Below are 17,503 nucleotides of genomic sequence, written 5' to 3' on the forward strand. Positions count from 1 at the left end.
CTTCTTTCAATACATTAAAAGTGAAAATGGATAAATTAAGAATACTACTCGTTGACGATGACGAAGACGACAGACAGTTTTTTGCAGATGCATTGGAGGGGATTGAACTAAATACAGATTTACACCAATTAGAAAATGGTAAAAGCTGTATGGAATATTTATTGAGCGATACCGATAATACTCCAGATTTGGTGTTTCTAGATTTGAATATGCCAATTATGAATGGTTTTGAATGTTTGGAAGCTATTAGACGTACTCCTCATTTAAAAGATTTATTGGTTGCTATTTATTCAACATCTTCTGCTGAAAGAGATATTGAAGAAACATTTGAAAAAGGAGCGAATATTTATATTAAAAAACCATCTAGTTTTACTGAGCTTAAAAAGTCATTAAAGCAAGTAGTGAAAATGAACTGGGCATATCATTTGAATGATTTTAAGAAAGAGAATTTTTTATTGAAGATTTAATTTCTAGGTATAATAAGTAGTACAAAAGTTGTTTCATTAGGAACAACTTTTTTTGTTTTAGCACTAGTGAAAACGCTATAGAACCACTTATTTTGTAGTATCTTAATAAAAAGATTATTTAAAAAGTGTTAAAGAATGTTAGACGGTATGGCAGATGATTTTTTTAAGAAAATAGTAGATGATGCCAATGCTGCTCTATTGTATATAGCTACATCAGTTGAAGGTTCTTTAAAGACTAGAGAGTATATTGTAAAGTATGCAAACCATAAGGCTAATAAATTTTTTACAAATTCTTCTGAGAGTATAAAAGGTCTTCCTCTAATTCAATTTAATAATGGTGGTGAAATTATCTTATTGGCAAATAAGGTTTTAGAAAACCAAGAGTCCGAAGTTTTTAATATTTCAAGAATAGAGGATACCGATACCATCAATTACAATGTAAAAATAGAATCGTTTTATGACGGTGTTTTAATTACTATTACGGAGTTACAACTTGATTATATATTAGACAAAGAATCAAAATTACCTTTAGGAAATATTGAATCCAGTACACGCGAACTTGAAATATCAAACCTTTTTGGTGTAAGAGTTTTAGATAGTAATGATAGTATAATCTGTTATTTAAAACCTGTTCTCAATAAAAAGAATGAGATTAAGGATTTCCTCATTGATTATATAAATAATCGAATGGGAGAAATTGCTAATGAAGAAACAGAATTAATTGCAGGACAGACTATTCTAGAATATTACCCTAAAAATTTAGAAAATGGAGTATTAAGTATACTTGCCGAATGCTATAATACAGGGGAGAATAAAGAATATACTAGAGAATTTATTTTTAATGATGTCTCGATATGGCTCAGTACGCGTGCAGTTAAAATGAATGATGGATTAGTTCTTTTTTCTAAAGATGTTACTCAAGAAAAGAAATATGAAGCGCAACTTTTTATTCAGAATAGATTATTGTCTGAAGCAGAGCATGTAGCTAATATTGGCAGTTTTAGATGGAATTTAGGAAAAGAAGAAATTAAATATTCGGATAATGTTTACCGATTGTTTGGTTTTGAGCCTAATGAGTTTGACAATAAATACGACCGTTTATTGACTTTTTTACATCCTAATGATTTGGAAAAAGTAAAGGCGAGTTTTAAAGAAGCTAGAATAAACAAAGCAAAGTTAGATTTGGTATTTAGGGTTTATACAAAATCTAGTGAATTACAGTATATGAATACCATTGGCGAATGTTACCAAAAAGAAGGTAATTGGTATATGGTAGGTGTAATAAGAGATGTAACCAAGCAGATAGAATCAGAATCTGTACTGCAGATCAAAAACTCAGAACTTAAGAGGACAAACGCAGATTTAGAAGCCTTTAACCGCGTTGCCAGTCATGATTTACAAGAACCCCTGCGTAAGATTCAAATGTTCGTTAGTCGCTTAGATGAAGAGGAACAGGGGCATTTAAGTATTAGGTCTCAGCAGTATTTGGATAAAATTAAATCTTCATCCGACAGAATGCGTAATCTAATCAACAATCTACTATCATATTCAAAAGTAGATGAGGTTACTGAGCAGCCAAGGCGTGTAGATTTAAACGACGTTCTAAATAATGTACTTGAAGATTTGGGAGAGCGTATTAATGATTTAAACGCTACAGTAGATTCTGTGAGCTTACCTGTAGTAAACGGAATACAATTTCAGTTAGAGCAGTTATTTGCCAACCTTATAGGTAATTCCCTTAAATATGTACAAGAAGGTGTGCAGCCACAAATTAAAATTTTAAGCAGTGTGGTTAATGGTAATACGTCTTCAGTAGATGCTTTACTACCCAATATCAATTATGTTAAACTACAATTTATAGATAACGGAATAGGGTTCGAAGAAAAGTATCAAGAAAAAATATTCGAGATATTTCAAAGACTTCATGGAAAAACCGAATTTTCCGGAACAGGATTAGGTTTATCTATTTGTAAAAAAATAGTACAATCTCACAATGGTGCTATACTGGCAAAAGGTGAGCTAAACAAGGGTGCCGAGTTCACTATTTATCTTCCCACATTGTTATAATTAGATTGAAATTTATAATCTAAAATTACATCTTTCTTAAAATTGTGTAACAGCTTCTTGAAATGATGTAACAGATTTACCTTGCATACCCTGCATCTTTGTATCAACAAGAAATGTAGGCTTTATGAAAAATCTTCAATATGCTAGAGTTGGTAATGTAAGACCCAAAGGTTCTTATGACCAAAATTTAAACGAGCAACAAGTTAGTTCTAATTTTTCAGGTGCTTTTAAAGCGCAAGAAGCTGCAAATAGCAATAACCATCTAAATAATATATCATGCAAGTAGTCCATAATCAATTAAGTTATTTCAATAGTGTTTTAGGAGGTAGTATTTCTAGCTTTCAAGGAGACCGTATACTTCAATATGATAACGAGAAAGGAACAGGGAGAATACAAACAGTTTCTTTAGGTTCTGGAATTTCTTATACGGAATATGATATGGATCTGAAAGAAAATTTCAATTTTGATTTAAAATTGGATGAAAACCGTAGTTTATATTTTATCTACTGTTTAGAAGGTAATTTCAGTTTTACAAAAGGAAAAGAAACGAATAAGGTTGAAGCATTACAAACAGTAGTTGTAGGTGGGTCAAACGAAACAATCAATATAAAATTAAGAGAGGCTACAAAGTCTAACATATCTATAATTAAAGTAACCCAAGATGGAGAAGCTTTAAGTAAGAATGTAAATAATACAGAGCTATATGAGCAGTTGTTCGCTTCGTTTTCAAATGAGGATGGTCAACCACATATAGGTACTTTTAATCTTAAAATAAAAGAACAGTTATTACAGATTAGAGCAATTACTCAAGTTGGGTTGGTTAGAAAACTTCTTATAGAAGGTATTGTAAACTTCACATTGGCATTAGAAATTTTACACTGTAAGCAAGATATTGAGAACAGCGGTCAAGTTTCTACGATTTTAACTAAAAAAGAGCTTTTAAGAATTGAAGAAGCAGTTAATGCAATTAAAAGAAAGCCAGAGTTTCCATACACAGTAACAGACTTAAGTAAAGAATATGGTCTTTCACCAACAAAGCTTCAAGAAGGATTTAAAGTAATGGAAGGTACTACGGTAACAAATTTCATTAGAAACGAAAGATTGATTTTAGCAGAAGAGTTGATACAAACTTCTGATATGAATATCTCAGAGATTGTTTATTCAATAGGATTTACGAGCAGAAGTTATTTCTCTAAAATATTTAGAAATAAATTTAAGTGTACACCTAAAGCGTATTTAATGAATATTAGAAACGTATCGCTTTCAGCTTAATAAATTAAAACAGAAAATGAAGAAGCCGGCTCAATTGAGTTGGCTTTTTTGTTTCTAATTGTTTCAATAATAAGTTAAAAGAATGTTTATATATTGTCTTTAAAGAGCATTAAGGAGAGATAATTACTTTTTGGATAAAGGGTAGTAGAATGTAAAACTAATAATATGGAGAGGTAATTCTAGAAGTAGATAATCCTAGATATTAATTATGGTTTTGGTAAGTATTCTTTTTAGAATTATATTAAAATATAAGGAGAAGCTTTAGGTGGTATTCTTTAAATGGAGATAACGAATTCTTTGTCAATTTTAGTTCCTTCTGTATTGTTTACATATCGTAGACATTTGTGTAGAAGTGTTTTTAGTTGATTGTAAGAAGATGGTTTTTGTAGATATAACGAAGCGCCCATTTCACTTAATCGTGTAATTTCTTTAGGGTGAAAAGAAGTAGAATAAATAATAACAGGTGTATCAGTGTATTTGTCTAAATCACGTATATCTGCAAGACATTCAAAACCATCCATCATTGGCATTTTTAAATCTAGAAATATTACATCTGGTTTGTTTGCATTGCCCGAAAGCAATTCTGCCATTAAATCTACACCATTATTAAATTCAGATATTTTAGTCTGTATGGGAATTTCCCGCAATGCATCAGAAAAGAAAGTTCTGTCGTCGCTGTCATCATCAGCCAGGAAGACATTTAATATAGTTTTGTTCATGTCAAAAAAATGAATTAAACATTAAAAATAAGTAATCTTTAAAATAAAATATTTAAATAAAATATGTTAAAATCTAACTGCAAGGTATAGGTAAATGTGCCTTTACTGTAATGCGATTGGTTTTAAAAATAGCTCAATCACTAATAGATTAACGTATTCAAGAGTTCAATATTACACCCTGAATTATATTAACGACCATTCTAAATTTGATTGTCAAATGTTTATTCTGCGTATTTAATTATTGCAGTGCCTCCTAAAGTGTTATTTTTTATAGATTCAATAGTTCTATTAAGTGCTGTTGTTAATGTTTGAAACGAATTAGGTTTGTGTAAGTATCTATTTGCACCATATTCAAACAAATCGGATATGTGGTCTATATTATATTCATTTGAGAATATGACTACGGGAATTCTATCTAAAATTGAATTTTGCCTTATTTTTAATAGTGTTTCTTCGCCATTCATTTTGGGCATATACAAATCTAAAAAGATAACATTTGGTTTATGTTTCTTATTGTTAAGAGCCTCTAGTAAAGCTACGCCGTCAGAGAATATGGTAAGTTCTAAATCCTTATCTATACTTGAAATGGCGCCCTTGAATATTTGTTGATCATCCATATCGTCTTCAGCCATGTAAATGCAAAAGGTTTCATTCGCTTTCATCTTATCCCATTATAATTTATCCACCAATTATTTCTCCGCCATTAACATGTAAAACCTGTCCTGTCATATAACTACTATCTTGACTTGCTAGGTATACGTAAGCAGGAGCTACTTCAGCTGGTTGTCCCGGTCTGCCTAAAGGCACATCTTTTCCAAAGTTTTCTAAATCCTCACCATTAAATGTTGCTGGTATTAGTGGTGTCCAAATAGGACCAGGAGCAACTGCATTGACCCGTATACCTTTTTTAGCTAATGATTTAGACAGGCTTCTCGTAAAGGAAACAATGGCCCCTTTGGTGCTGGCATAATCTATTAAATGCTCAGATCCTCTATATGCGGTTACAGATGTTGTGTTTATGATAGTATCGTTTTCATTTAAAAAACCAATGGCTGCCTTTACGATATAGAAATAAGGGTAGATATTCGTTTCAAAAGTAGTGTGTAGGTTTGCTGAGGTTATCTCTTCTATATGTTCTGCTGGGAATTGCATTGCAGCATTGTTTATAACGCAGTTTAGGCTGCCATAATGTGAAATGGTTTTATTGACTGCCTTTATACAAAATTCCTCATCTTTAATATCGCCTTTAAGTAATAAACATCTTGTGCCTTCATTTTCAATTTCAGCCATGGTTTGTCTAGCGTCATCATCTTCACTTAGATAAATAATTGCTAAGTGGGCTCCTTCTCTTGCAAAGTGTAAAGCAATACTTTTGCCTATGCCGCTATCACCACCTGTTAAAAGAACTACTTTGTCTTTTAATTTATCACTTCCATTATAATTATCGCGAATGGAAATTGGTTCTGGTGTCATTTTATATTCTTGTCCAGGTTGGGAAGATTGTTCCTCACTTTTTTTAATTTGGATATCTTTCATTTCTATAGATTTATACGGGGTTCTTAGTATTCAATTAGGCTGCCAATTTTCTACATTCTGCTGCACATGTAAGACATGACTCTGCGCAAATTTTACAGTGTTCATGGTCGTTCTCTTGACATTGTTGAGCACACCATTCGCATATTTCTGCACATAACTCGGCCTGTTTAGTAGCGAATTTGCTATCGGCAATTAAAAGTTTAATAGTGGATAAACAACTATCAACACATTCAATACAGCAATTAGGACAATCGTTCATACTACTTTTACCAACCATATTTACAATACAGTTTTGACAATCAATAAAGCACTGTTGGCACGCGTCTATACAATTTTGATATTTAGAAATCATAATTTTAATTTTTAGTTCTATGTTTTGAACCATGAAATTATAATTTGAAAACACAATTGATTTGCTCTTTTAATTAGAAGATGAACGTAAAAGCAAAAGAGCTAGAAGTATTGAGAAATTGAGATTTTAAAAATAAATGATTGATTTGTTCTAAAGAATTTTCTAAAGACATTAATTTCTTTTTACATCTTTCATTAACCAAAGGTCAATAGGATTATTGTCCTCTTTATGTAGTACAGAAATATCACCGGTAGTTTCAAAAATTACTGCTTTTATTTGGCTAAGCTCGGTTACATTCGCTTCTCTTAATTTTGAACGTAAATCGCCTTCAGTAACTTTTGCCTTTATTAAATTGGAAGAGATAATTTCATTACCGTCCATCAATAATAATGGAGAGTTGTCAACTATTTTTTGAACGGTCTTATTTCTACGTGCAAACGCAATAATGGATTGTATTAAATAAACCACACCCAAACCTAAAACACCTTCGATCAATTTTACCGAAGAGGATAAAATCGTTGAGGCAACAATGGAACCTATGGCAACTGTCATCGCAAAATCAAAGCTTGACATCTTTGAAAAACTACGTTTGCCACTTATTCTGGTAAATAATATAACCGCAGTATAAATACCTAGAGTACTAAGTATAATTAGCATTGCTGTTTCCCAAGAGGTGTTGAATAGTTCTTTCATTTTTTTGATAGTTTTAAGTGAGAAAAATTGTTCACTTTGCAAAGTTTGAGAATATTGGCCACTTCCATTTGTCCATATAATGCAATGTTTAACCCACCTGATATAGGCGAGAATATCTAATAATACAATTTTTAAGTATTTCGAAATTTTAGAATTAGAAATAACATAGTGCTATTCAATATAGTTGAGATTCCGTTTGTTATAATAATGGGGGTATCTGCTTTTAAGATGCCATAAACTGTCCACAGTGCAACGCCTAGTGTTAATACTAAAAACATTTTGGGAGAAACATCATCTACTTTTTTAGTTTTCCATGCTTTGAATATTTGCGGTACAGCGGCTACCGTAGTAAATATTCCTGCTAAAGTTCCTATTAGTTCTTCCATAAAAATTTTAATTAGTAATTGGTTTTTGTAGTTGTTAAATAGTTGCGGACAATACTTCATGCCTACTGCAAAATAAAAACTAATGAGATGTAAAAAGCGTTAGGTTCATTCAAAAAATAATCCATTCAAATGAATTGTTTGCGCAATAAATATTGTTCGATGAATTAAGTGGTTAATTCACTAATTTTCATAACTATAACTATTTAATTTAATATGTACTATGGAAGTTTTGAAGATATTTTTTTCGGGAATTTTAGGTACGTTGATGATGACTGTCTTTAGTCATATTTTAGAATTATTGACTGGATCAAAGTTTAATGAAGCCCATTTGTTGAATGGTCTTTTAAATCGTTCTAAGTTTTCAAATTCAAATATTCAGAAGAATAATTTTTTGGGATGGATACTCCATTTTACTATTGGCATTTGTATGGCAGCAATGCTTTACTTCTATTACTTGTATATCTCTAATTATATAAGTCTATGGTTAGGAATAGTTCTTGGATTTGTTTTGGGAATAATTGGTATAGCAGGATGGTTAATTATGAAGAATTGCCATTCTAAACCACCTGAAATTAATTGGTATTCCTTTTTTGTTCAGTTAGTAGTAGCTCATGTAGTTTTTGGGGTAGTGGTAACCTGGGTGTTTATCAGATTCATATTCAAGAATTAGTAGGTAATAGTCGATTTTCAATCAACCATTAATAATAATTAATCATGAAAATATCAGGATACACAAAGAGGGCAATAATAGGAGGAATTATTTCTTTAGGATTTATAGGGTTGGGTACTTTTATGTTAGGCAATTTAAGTGGTTATGAGGCAAAAGTTCTGATCAAGTCTAGTTTAACAGGTTTAAACACCTTGTGTAATACCATCGTATTAGCTTCGGCTACTATTCTAGCTTTAATGTTGACCTTGTTAGGTGTTAGTTCAGGAACTAATTCAACATTAAAAAATGATCATTACATGCATATTATGCAAATAGCAAAGTTGGATACGGCTATTTTTATTGCATCGTTACTTTTCTTTTTGGTATTCAATTTACCTGTTACAGAGAGTGAAAACATTCCAGAGAATTGGTTTGATTTCATCTACTATGTAACTATAGCGGTAAGTGCAATATTGAGTTCTGCATTAATAGTGGTAGTGCTAATGCTTTACAATACCATAATTAATATTATTAAAATTATAGGGTTGGGCAAAACTGATCACCCATTAATTCAACAAGATGATGATGATAATGACGAGTAATATTATAAAACCAAATGTCGTTAAATACCAATCTTTACATTGGTGGCTCCGCAATCATGGTTTTAATTTTTTTCCAGAATTGTTTTGAGGTAATATTGGTAGGTTCAACTAGATCAGATAAAAGAATTAGATTTCTTTTAAACTGTTCGTACTCATATTGGTTGGTATTATTCTCATTAATTGGGTAGTAGGCCATGCCCCAGTTTGGGAAAGTTCGCTTACTTATTTCATCCTCTGAGAAAATTGTGACATTCTTATGGCGTGGATCTATCTCAATTTTAGCGTAGAGAGCTTCAATCTTTTCTTTATCGCCCTCAAGCAACTGTACAAATCCACCTTTGTAATAGATTAGACAACCTGTAATATCATCACGCATATTGTTCTCACGCGCCTTCTCAAGAAGCTCTTCCATTTCAAAGCTTTTAAGTGTTTCAGTAGCGACAGATTCATAAGTCAAAGTATACATCTAAAATGAATTTTTTCTTAATTGGTAAAAATAATAAAAATGTTAAAGTAACTCTATAGATAGGCAGATAAGTGAAGAAAATGAATGTAAGAGGAAAGTACTAAAAACAAAAAAGCCCCTAAAAGGGGCTTCAGAGTGATCGCAGGAGGATTCGAACCTCCGACCGTCTGCTTAGAAGGCAGATGCTCTATCCAGCTGAGCTATGCGACCGACACCATTTTTTCAAATGTGGGTGCAAACTTAGTGATTTTTATAGACTGGTAAAACCAAAATCAACAAAAATTTAATTATTTCTTTAATATGCCAATTTACGGCTATGAACGCCCCTCGTATTGATCGAAATTTTCCCATAGCTGATCAAGTACTTTGTAGAATATTTCAAATTCTTCTTCGGTGATTCCCAGCGTACTAACTCTTCTTAAGTCTTTAATAAATGGCATCACCTGCTTGATGAGTGCAGATCCTTCTTCGGTGATTACCAATTTATATCTTTTTTGATCATCCCTAAATCTAGACTTTCTTAACAGACCTTTTTTGCAAAGTCCGCTAATAACTCTAGATGTTGTTGCCCTATTTCTAAAATTAGATTTGGCAATATCTGCCTGTGAAGCATCTTTGCCTTCTAAATGTACACGTTGTAATATGACCCATTGTTCAATAGTTAAATCAATATTGTTTTCGGCAAATACTTGTAAAAAGGTGCTCTGTACTTTTTTAAGAGTACGGTCTATATATACTCCAAATCCTTCGGTCCTGTCCATACATCATATGTTATTCTTCCAAAAGTAAAGGAGTTTATCGTTAATATTGTTGTTAATGCAACAATATTAAAAAATAATTGTATTTTTACATAGGGTAAAATGGTCTAAAGTAGAAATATATGCAACTAAGTTTCAAGAAATATATATTAGAAGATAGCACTTACAAAGGTGGTGGTAAGAAAATTGTAATGCCCGATGGCGTTACGGTACACAAGCTTTCTTCAAATGAAAATCCGCTAGGCTATTCTCCAAAAGTAAAAGAAGCTTTAGCAAAAACTCTTGATGATTTAAGTTTTTATCCAGATAATACGGATATCAGATTGCGAGAAGCATTAGTAAAGGATTTTGACGGGGTTTTGACTGCAGACAATTTCATTACGGCAAATAGTGGTTCAGAAATAATAGATATGATTTCTAAGGCATTCTTAAGTGAAGATGATGAGGTTATTGTCAGTCAGCCATGTTTTCTACCTTATACAGCTTTTACGCGTTGGATGGGGGCAAAGGCAATTAATGTGCCTATGACCGAAAATTATGATTATAACTTAGACGGAATCCTAAAGGCTATTACCGATAAAACGAAACTTGTGTTTCTTGCTTCTCCAAATAATCCTTCAGGAAATTACATTCCTATGAAAGAATTGCGAAGCTTCATAGAAAAGTTACCAGAGCATGTAATTTTGGTGTTAGATGAAGTGTATAGACATTTTGCTGATGCAGAAGATTATACATCTGGTCTTCCATTTGTTGTAGAAGGCAAAAATGTAATTGCCATTAACAGCTTTTCAAAGACCTATGGTTTGGCAGGCTTACGCGTAGGATATTGCTATGCTCCATTAGAGATCAGTAACTATATGAGAAGAATCTGTAAGCCATTTTTGTTGTCTTCATTGGCATTGGAAGGGGCAATTGCAGCATTGGAAGATGTAGATTTTGTTAACAAGACCGTAGCTCTGATAAAAGAAGAAAGAACCTTTGTTTTGAACGGACTTGATGCTTTGAATATTAAATACTGGCCTGCACAAGGTAATTTCGTACTAATAGATCCGCCAATCAATGATATGGAATTTACCTCATTCTTAGAGCAGCGTGGTATTATGGTACGCCCTGTAGGCAATTTTGGAGCTCCAGGTAAAGTACGAATCTCATTTGGTGTCAGAGAAGCTAATAAAGCATTGTTAGCCGCTTTAGCCGTTTTAATGAAAACCCAAACGACAACAGCATAATTTTTTTTACAATATATGTTGCAGGAGCAACAATTAATAAAACAAAAATAAAACTCAACACTATGTCAACAGCAACAAAAGCAGAGAACAAACACAAAGAGGCACAAGATTTTATGCCTATCAATGGAACAGATTATTTAGAATTGTACGTAAGTAACTCTAAACAAGCAGCACATTATTATAAGACAGCTTTCGGGTTTAAATCTTTAGCGTATAAAGGTTTAGAGACTGGTAGTAGAGAATTTGAATCTTATGTAATAGAGCAAGATAAGATAAGATTGGTATTGACATCTCCGCTTAAAAGTGGTACTGATGTAGGTAGACATATTGATAAACATGGTGACGGAGTAAAAGTTACTGCACTTTGGGTAGATGATGCTACATATGCTTATGAAGAGGCTATGAAAAGAGGAGCCAAAAGTTATATGGAGCCTAAGACGGAGAAAGATGAACATGGTAAGGTGGTTACTTCTGGTATCTACTCTTACGGTGAGGTAGTTCATATTTTTGTTGAGCGTAAAGATTATAATGGTACATTTTTACCAGGATACCAAAAATGGGAATGTGATTACCAACCAACATCTACAGGTTTGAAATTTGTGGATCATATGGTAGGTAATGTACACGAGGGTAAAATGAACTATTGGGTAGATTTCTATGCCAATGTTATGGGCTTTAAGCAAATTATGTCTTTTGACGATAAGGATATCTCTACAGATTTTACGGCATTAATGAGTAAGGTAATGAGTAACGGTAACGGTCGTATTAAGTTCCCAATTAACGAGCCGGCACCAGGTATGAAAAAATCTCAAGTAGATGAGTATTTAGAATTTTACGAAGGTGAAGGTGTTCAGCATATTGCCGTTGCAACAGACGACATTGTAAAGACGGTTTCAGATCTTAAAAGTAGAGGAGTTGAGTTCCTGAAAATACCAACTACGTATTATGATGTATTGACTGAAAGGGTAGGTGAAATTGATGAGGATATTGAATCGTTAAGAAAGCTAGGTATTTTGGTTGATCGTGATGATGAAGGATATTTACTTCAAATTTTTACAAAAACGGTACAAGCAAGACCAACTATGTTTTTTGAAATTATTCAGAGAAAAGGAGCTACTTCTTTCGGAAAAGGAAATTTCAAGGCATTATTTGAAGCTATTGAACGTGAGCAAGAATTAAGAGGAACTTTATAAGTTCAACAGATTTCTTGAGCAACCAAGAATAGCGTATTTTTAAGAGAAGAATTAGTTACATACCTCGTGGATTTTTCATGAGGTATTCTTAAAACATAAATTCAAATTTTCGGGGTAAGCCTCGTAGTTTTTAATCTCGACTTTCGAGTAAAATCAACGTATATGCCTATATATCATAAGCAAGGAGCGTTGCCGCCTAAGCGGCATACGCAGTTTAGAAAACAAGATGGAGAGTTGTATTCAGAACAATTGTTCGGTACTATAGGGTTTGACGGTATGTCCTCTTTATTATATCACCACAATAGACCAACAATGGTCAAAGAGATATTGAAGAGTACAGATGTTTCTCCTAAAATTGCTTTGGAGAAGAATATACGTTCGTTGAAATTAGTGAGTTTTAATGCTCCGGCAAAAGATGATTTTTTGGAAGCTAGAGAACCACTTTTGGTAAATAGCGATATTATTATTGGCGTAGCTGCCCCTAGAAAATCGTTACGCGAGTATTTCTATAAGAATACCGATGCCGATGAAATGTTGTTCATTCATAAAGGTACTGGCGTTTTAAGGTCCATTTTTGGACAAATACCTTTTGAATATGGAGACTATTTAATTATTCCTAGAGGAACGATTTATCAGATAGATTTTGATAGCGAAGACAATCGTATTCTGTACGCAGAATCGTTTTCTCCTATTTACACTCCTAAAAGATATCGCAATTGGTTCGGACAGTTATTAGAGCATTCTCCGTTTTGTGAGCGCGATTATAAACTGCCGCAAGATTTAGAAACGTTTACCGATACCGATGAGCACTTGATAAAAGTGAAGAAGCAAGGTGTCATGCATGAAATGGTCTACATTGGGCATCCTTTTGATGTAGTAGGTTGGGATGGTTATAATTTCCCGTACGGATTTTCCATTCACAACTTTGAACCTATTACCGGTAGAATTCACCAACCGCCACCAGTACATCAAACATTTGAGACAAATGCCTTTGTAATTTGTTCTTTTGTCCCAAGGTTGTATGACTATCATCCACTGTCGATACCGGCACCTTATAATCATTCGAACATAGATTCTGATGAGATGCTGTATTATGTTGATGGAGATTTTATGAGTAGAAACGGAGTGCAGCCAGGTAATATTTCTTTGCATCCCGCAGGTATCCCTCATGGTCCGCACCCAGGTGCGGCAGAGCGTAGTATCGGTCAAAAAGGTTCAGAAGAACTAGCGGTAATGATTGACACTTTTAAACCTTTAATGGTTACGGAAAATGCAATGAAATTAGATGATGGAGATTATTATCAATCTTGGTTATAACAGAAATAAGTAAACACTTGACAACACTAAAAACATGGGTTTCCGTACCCGATAATTCAGATTTTTCTATTTATAATCTTCCTTTTGGAGTCTTCTCTGTTAATGGTGATACCCCAAAAGCAGGCATGGCTATTGGTGAGCAGATAGTTGATTTAGCGGCAATTTCAGACTTAGGTTTAATAACTGTTGATGCATCTTATTTTCGACAGAAAACCTTAAATGAGTTTATCGCATTAGGAAAGAAAATCACTAATAAAGTCCGTTTAGATGTGCAACGATTATTGACCATTGAAAACTCACCATTAAAAAATCATTCAGAAGTTTTTGTTGGTCAAAAAGATGCAAAAATGCATTTGCCTGTGCATGTGGGTGATTATACCGATTTCTATTCTAGTATAGAGCATGCTACCAATGTGGGTAAAATGTTTCGTGATCCAGAAAACGCTTTGTTGCCAAATTGGAGGCATATTCCAGTAGGGTATCATGGTCGTGCATCATCAATTGTAGTTAGCGGTACAAATATTCACAGACCTATGGGTCAAGTGAAAACCAATGATATGGAAGTGCCAGTTTTTAAAGCTTCAGGCAATTTAGATTTTGAATTGGAAATGGGCTTTGTAGTTGGTAAAAGTACTGAGTTAGGTGAACGCGTTTCTACAAAAGAAGCTGATGAACATATTTTCGGATTTGTGCTGTTCAATGACTGGTCTGCCCGCGATATTCAGAAATGGGAGTATGTGCCTTTAGGTCCGTTTTTAGGAAAAAGCTTTGCATCATCTATGTCACCATGGATCGTAACTTTAGAAGCCTTAGAACCATTCAAAGTTCAAGGTCCTGAACAGAAACCAGAAGTCTTGTTGTATTTAGCGTACGAGGGAGAAAGAAATTATGATATTCAATTAGAGGTCGGAATGTCTTCGCCAACTTCAGAAGAAACCACCATTAGCAAATCTAATTTCAAATTCATGTATTGGAATATGATGCAGCAATTGGCGCACCATACCGTAAACGGATGTAATATTAATGTAGGCGATGTAATGGCATCTGGAACGATATCTGGCAAAGACGAAAGTTCATATGGATCATTATTAGAAATTTCTTGGGGCGGTAAAAAACCATTTGAATTAAAAGATGGTAGCAAACGTACTTTTATAGAAGATAATGATACCGTAACTATGCGAGGTTTTGCAGAAAAAGACGGAAAGAGAGTGGGTTTTGGCCAAGTAACCGGAACAATATTGCCAAGTAAATAAAAGAATACTTTACAAAATAGAAGAATAACACATGTCAAAGAACGAGGAAATCAATTCTATAAATCCAAACAGTATTTCTCAACAAGAATTACACGGGTATCTATTATCTGCCGTAGCGCCAAGACCTATTTGTTTTGCAAGTACGATTGATAAAGATGGCAATGTAAATTTGAGTCCGTTCAGCTACTTTAATCTATTCAGTGTAAATCCGCCAATCATGATTTTCTCCCCTTCTAGAAGAGGTCGTGACAATACTACGAAGCATACGTTAGAGAATGTGTTGGAGGTAAAAGAAACGGTGATCAATATCGTGAATTATGATATGGTAGAGCAAATGTCTTTGTCAAGTACCGAATATGGCGATGGCGTAAACGAGTTTGTAAAAGCCGGATTGACTCAAGTGCCAAGCGATAAAGTAAAACCACCAAGAGTAGGCGAGGCGCCTGTAGCTTTTGAGTGTGTGGTAGATCAAGTAATAGCATTGGGTGACGGACCAGGAGCTGGTAATTTGGTGTTGGCTAAAGTGGTACAGATACATGTAAAGAAAGCGTTTTTGGATGCTGACGGAAATCTAGATACTCCAAAATTAGACTTAGTTGCCCGCATGGGGGGTAATTGGTATTGCAGAGCAAATGGTGATGCATTATTTGAAATACCTAAACCAATACGTACCCAAGGAATAGGAGTAGATATGCTACCGGAAGCTGTTCGAAATAGCGTTGTGCTAACAGGCAATAATTTAGGTAGATTAGGAAATTTAGAAGAATTGCCTACTAAAGAAGCTATCGCCAAGATTACAGAACACGCTGAGGTAAAATCTATTTTAAATGGAGCTGAAGATGTTTTAGAAATACACAAATTAGCGCAACGGTGGTTAGCAGATGGTAAAACTGAAGATGCTTTAGCATTGTTGCATCTATAAACTGGCATTTAATGTAGCTTACATTTTGTTTATTAATTCTCCAGCCTCTTGATCATTTCTTTCATTTGCATAATTTCGCGCTCTTGAGCTTTTATGATATCATCGGCCAACTTTTGAACCTCTGGGTCATTGATGTTGGCGTTGGTACTTGTAAGTATTGCAATCGAATGATGTGGAATCATTGCTTTCATCCATGCAATGTCGTTTATTGGTAATTGATTTCTGACCAAGAATGTGGATAGTCCCATTATCAATAAACTTACACCTACAATGGTCATATTCTTTATTTTATTGGTATACATTTTACGCATAAATAGGAACATAATAATGGCCATGCCAGAAACGCCAATTAGGGTCATGTATAAACGTGTCCAGCTAAAATAAATATGGCTAATTTCATATGTATTGAAATACATGGTTATATACATGGAAAGTCCAGAGCAAATACACATTAATAAAAACGTAGTATATTTCTGGTTTTCATTTTTTTCAGGATGTTCCATAAATTTCTGGTTAATTGTTATTGTTTAAAAGTGATACGGGTTTGAAAGACACATACATAAGGGTGAACCAAAGGAGTTTCTTCAATGCCTTAATTTAAAAAATGAGACAAACAATGAAAAACGATAATATCCTTTGTGTTAGAAATTCTATGGAAAGCATTAAAATTTTTCTAATGGACTAATCTATTTGGTGGTATGGAGGCTAAAAATAATCTTGATGTGTAGCATCATCAGGTTCAATATGAATTAACACATGTTCTAGGTTAGGAATCTCCTTATTGAGATGGTCTTGTAATAGGTGTGCAATATCATGCCCTTTGGTAACCGAGATATTACCGTCTACCATGGCGTGCAAGTCAACATGAAACTTCATTCCCGCTTTACGAATAAAACATTTTTCGGTACCTATAATACCCGGTACTTCTAATGATTTAATACGTATTTCTTCTAAGAGGTCATCGTAACGTTGTTCATCCATTATTTCTCCTAAAGCAGGTCTTAGAATTAAGTAGCTATTGTACAGAATAAAGCCCGATGCCATAAGTGCGGCCCAATCATCTGCTGTTTCATAACCTTCACCAAATATAACAGCAATCGAAATTCCTATAAATGCCATTATAGAGGTAATAGCATCACTTCTATGGTGCCACGCATCTGCTTTTAATGAAGTGCTGTTGGTCTCTTCGCTCTTTTTGATAACTACACGGTATGAGATTTCTTTCCATAGAATTATGATTCCTAGAACGATTAATGTCCATGGTTTAGGAACTTTATGTGGAGTTTGAATATTTTCGATACTCTCATATGCGATTACCGTGGCGGAAACCACCAAAAAAGCAACAACTAGAAATGTGATAATAGGTTCGATTTTTCCATGTCCGTATGGGTGATTTTCATCTGCAGGTCTTTCCGCATATTTAAAACCTAAGAGTACTAAAACGGAAGCAAATATATCTGTAGTAGATTCAATAGCATCTGCTATAAGGGCGTAAGAATTGCCAAAAAAGCCAGCAAATCCTTTAATTAAAGCCAAGCATATATTCCCTATAATACTGAAATAAGTGGTTTTAATTGCGGTCTGTTCAATGCTCATGAAGCAAAGGTACTACACCAAAAAGT

General features: G+C 33.7%; 20 protein-coding genes and 1 tRNA gene. 11 read left to right on the forward strand and 10 right to left on the reverse strand.

Annotated features, from left to right (window positions below):
* The first annotated feature begins 26 nt into the window (after positions 1-26).
* The 4 genes from P178_RS0109925 (at position 27) to P178_RS21750 (ending at position 3,806) form a co-directional block, all read left to right on the forward strand.
* Complete coding sequence (locus P178_RS0109925) at positions 27-467, forward strand: response regulator (protein ID WP_036146018.1); 441 nt, start codon at positions 27-29, stop codon at positions 465-467.
* 135 nt (positions 468-602) lie between these two features.
* Positions 603-2,534 carry a sensor histidine kinase gene (locus P178_RS22630; protein ID WP_051638223.1) on the forward strand — a complete coding sequence of 644 codons (1,932 nt, stop codon included), beginning with the start codon at positions 603-605 and terminating at the stop codon, positions 2,532-2,534.
* 124 nt (positions 2,535-2,658) lie between these two features.
* The gene (locus tag P178_RS23230; protein ID WP_155941606.1) at positions 2,659-2,820 is read left to right on the forward strand and encodes a hypothetical protein; all 162 of its coding nucleotides are present in this window, start codon (positions 2,659-2,661) and stop codon (positions 2,818-2,820) included.
* Complete coding sequence (locus tag P178_RS21750; protein WP_051638224.1) at positions 2,811-3,806, forward strand: helix-turn-helix transcriptional regulator; 996 nt, start codon at positions 2,811-2,813, stop codon at positions 3,804-3,806. Before P178_RS23230 ends, P178_RS21750 begins: the two co-directional genes overlap by 10 nt.
* 275 nt (positions 3,807-4,081) lie before the next feature.
* Here the strand turns inward: P178_RS21750 and P178_RS0109945 are convergent, their stop codons facing one another.
* The 5 genes from P178_RS0109945 to P178_RS0109970 all read right to left on the reverse strand — a co-directional run bounded on the left by P178_RS0109945 (position 4,082) and on the right by P178_RS0109970 (position 7,492).
* Complete coding sequence (locus tag P178_RS0109945; protein WP_027066090.1) at positions 4,082-4,525, reverse strand: response regulator; 444 nt, start codon at positions 4,523-4,525, stop codon at positions 4,082-4,084.
* Between the two features lie 221 nt (positions 4,526-4,746).
* Positions 4,747-5,187, reverse strand: a complete 441-nt coding sequence (locus tag P178_RS21755; protein ID WP_081819416.1) for a response regulator — start codon at positions 5,185-5,187, stop codon at positions 4,747-4,749.
* 16 nt (positions 5,188-5,203) lie between these two features.
* Complete coding sequence (locus tag P178_RS0109955) at positions 5,204-6,061, reverse strand: SDR family oxidoreductase (RefSeq protein WP_027066091.1); 858 nt, start codon at positions 6,059-6,061, stop codon at positions 5,204-5,206.
* Positions 6,062-6,584: 523 nt separating this feature from the next.
* Positions 6,585-7,106 carry a DUF421 domain-containing protein gene (locus P178_RS0109965; RefSeq protein WP_027066093.1) on the reverse strand — a complete coding sequence of 174 codons (522 nt, stop codon included), beginning with the start codon at positions 7,104-7,106 and terminating at the stop codon, positions 6,585-6,587.
* A gap of 131 nt (positions 7,107-7,237) precedes the next feature.
* Entirely contained in the window at positions 7,238-7,492 is a 255-nt protein-coding gene (locus P178_RS0109970; protein ID WP_027066094.1) for a SemiSWEET family sugar transporter, read from the reverse strand.
* A gap of 220 nt (positions 7,493-7,712) precedes the next feature.
* Between P178_RS0109970 and P178_RS0109975 the strand changes: the two genes are divergently transcribed.
* Both P178_RS0109975 and P178_RS0109980 read left to right on the forward strand, forming a co-directional pair.
* Positions 7,713-8,162 carry a DUF6789 family protein gene (locus P178_RS0109975; RefSeq protein ID WP_027066095.1) on the forward strand — a complete coding sequence of 150 codons (450 nt, stop codon included), beginning with the start codon at positions 7,713-7,715 and terminating at the stop codon, positions 8,160-8,162.
* Between the two features lie 44 nt (positions 8,163-8,206).
* Positions 8,207-8,743: a hypothetical protein gene (locus tag P178_RS0109980; RefSeq protein ID WP_036146020.1), complete on the forward strand. Its 537-nt coding sequence runs from the start codon at positions 8,207-8,209 to the stop codon at positions 8,741-8,743.
* A 34-nt stretch (positions 8,744-8,777) separates the two neighbouring features.
* Here the strand turns inward: P178_RS0109980 and P178_RS22635 are convergent, their stop codons facing one another.
* The 3 genes from P178_RS22635 to P178_RS0109995 all read right to left on the reverse strand — a co-directional run bounded on the left by P178_RS22635 (position 8,778) and on the right by P178_RS0109995 (position 9,970).
* Entirely contained in the window at positions 8,778-9,209 is a 432-nt protein-coding gene (locus P178_RS22635; RefSeq protein ID WP_051638226.1) for a BLUF domain-containing protein, read from the reverse strand.
* A 136-nt stretch (positions 9,210-9,345) separates the two neighbouring features.
* Positions 9,346-9,419 (reverse strand) — tRNA-Arg (locus P178_RS0109990).
* 104 nt (positions 9,420-9,523) lie between these two features.
* Positions 9,524-9,970, reverse strand: coding sequence for a MarR family winged helix-turn-helix transcriptional regulator (locus P178_RS0109995; protein WP_027066097.1), 447 nt, complete (start codon positions 9,968-9,970; stop codon positions 9,524-9,526).
* A 119-nt stretch (positions 9,971-10,089) separates the two neighbouring features.
* Between P178_RS0109995 and P178_RS0110000 the strand changes: the two genes are divergently transcribed.
* The 5 genes from P178_RS0110000 to P178_RS0110020 all read left to right on the forward strand — a co-directional run bounded on the left by P178_RS0110000 (position 10,090) and on the right by P178_RS0110020 (position 15,881).
* Positions 10,090-11,196, forward strand: coding sequence for a pyridoxal phosphate-dependent aminotransferase (locus P178_RS0110000; RefSeq protein WP_027066098.1), 1,107 nt, complete (start codon positions 10,090-10,092; stop codon positions 11,194-11,196).
* 62 nt (positions 11,197-11,258) lie between these two features.
* Entirely contained in the window at positions 11,259-12,389 is a 1,131-nt protein-coding gene (gene hppD, locus P178_RS0110005; RefSeq protein WP_027066099.1) for a 4-hydroxyphenylpyruvate dioxygenase, read from the forward strand.
* Positions 12,390-12,551: 162 nt separating this feature from the next.
* Complete coding sequence (locus tag P178_RS0110010; RefSeq protein WP_027066100.1) at positions 12,552-13,706, forward strand: homogentisate 1,2-dioxygenase; 1,155 nt, start codon at positions 12,552-12,554, stop codon at positions 13,704-13,706.
* Positions 13,707-13,723: 17 nt separating this feature from the next.
* On the forward strand, positions 13,724-14,959 hold the full coding sequence (gene fahA, locus P178_RS0110015; protein WP_036146516.1) for a fumarylacetoacetase: 1,236 nt from the start codon (positions 13,724-13,726) through the stop codon (positions 14,957-14,959).
* A 31-nt stretch (positions 14,960-14,990) separates the two neighbouring features.
* Positions 14,991-15,881, forward strand: a complete 891-nt coding sequence (locus tag P178_RS0110020) for a flavin reductase family protein (protein ID WP_036146023.1) — start codon at positions 14,991-14,993, stop codon at positions 15,879-15,881.
* Between the two features lie 32 nt (positions 15,882-15,913).
* On the opposite strand, the gene P178_RS0110025 is transcribed toward P178_RS0110020, so the two are convergent.
* Entirely contained in the window at positions 15,914-16,384 is a 471-nt protein-coding gene (locus P178_RS0110025; RefSeq protein ID WP_027066103.1) for a DUF305 domain-containing protein, read from the reverse strand.
* Between the two features lie 202 nt (positions 16,385-16,586).
* On the reverse strand, positions 16,587-17,477 hold the full coding sequence (locus tag P178_RS0110030; RefSeq protein WP_027066104.1) for a cation diffusion facilitator family transporter: 891 nt from the start codon (positions 17,475-17,477) through the stop codon (positions 16,587-16,589).
* Positions 17,478-17,503 lie beyond the last annotated feature (26 nt).

This window comes from Maribacter sp. Hel_I_7 (assembly GCF_000688315.1).
GTDB lineage: Bacteria > Bacteroidota > Bacteroidia > Flavobacteriales > Flavobacteriaceae > Maribacter > Maribacter stanieri.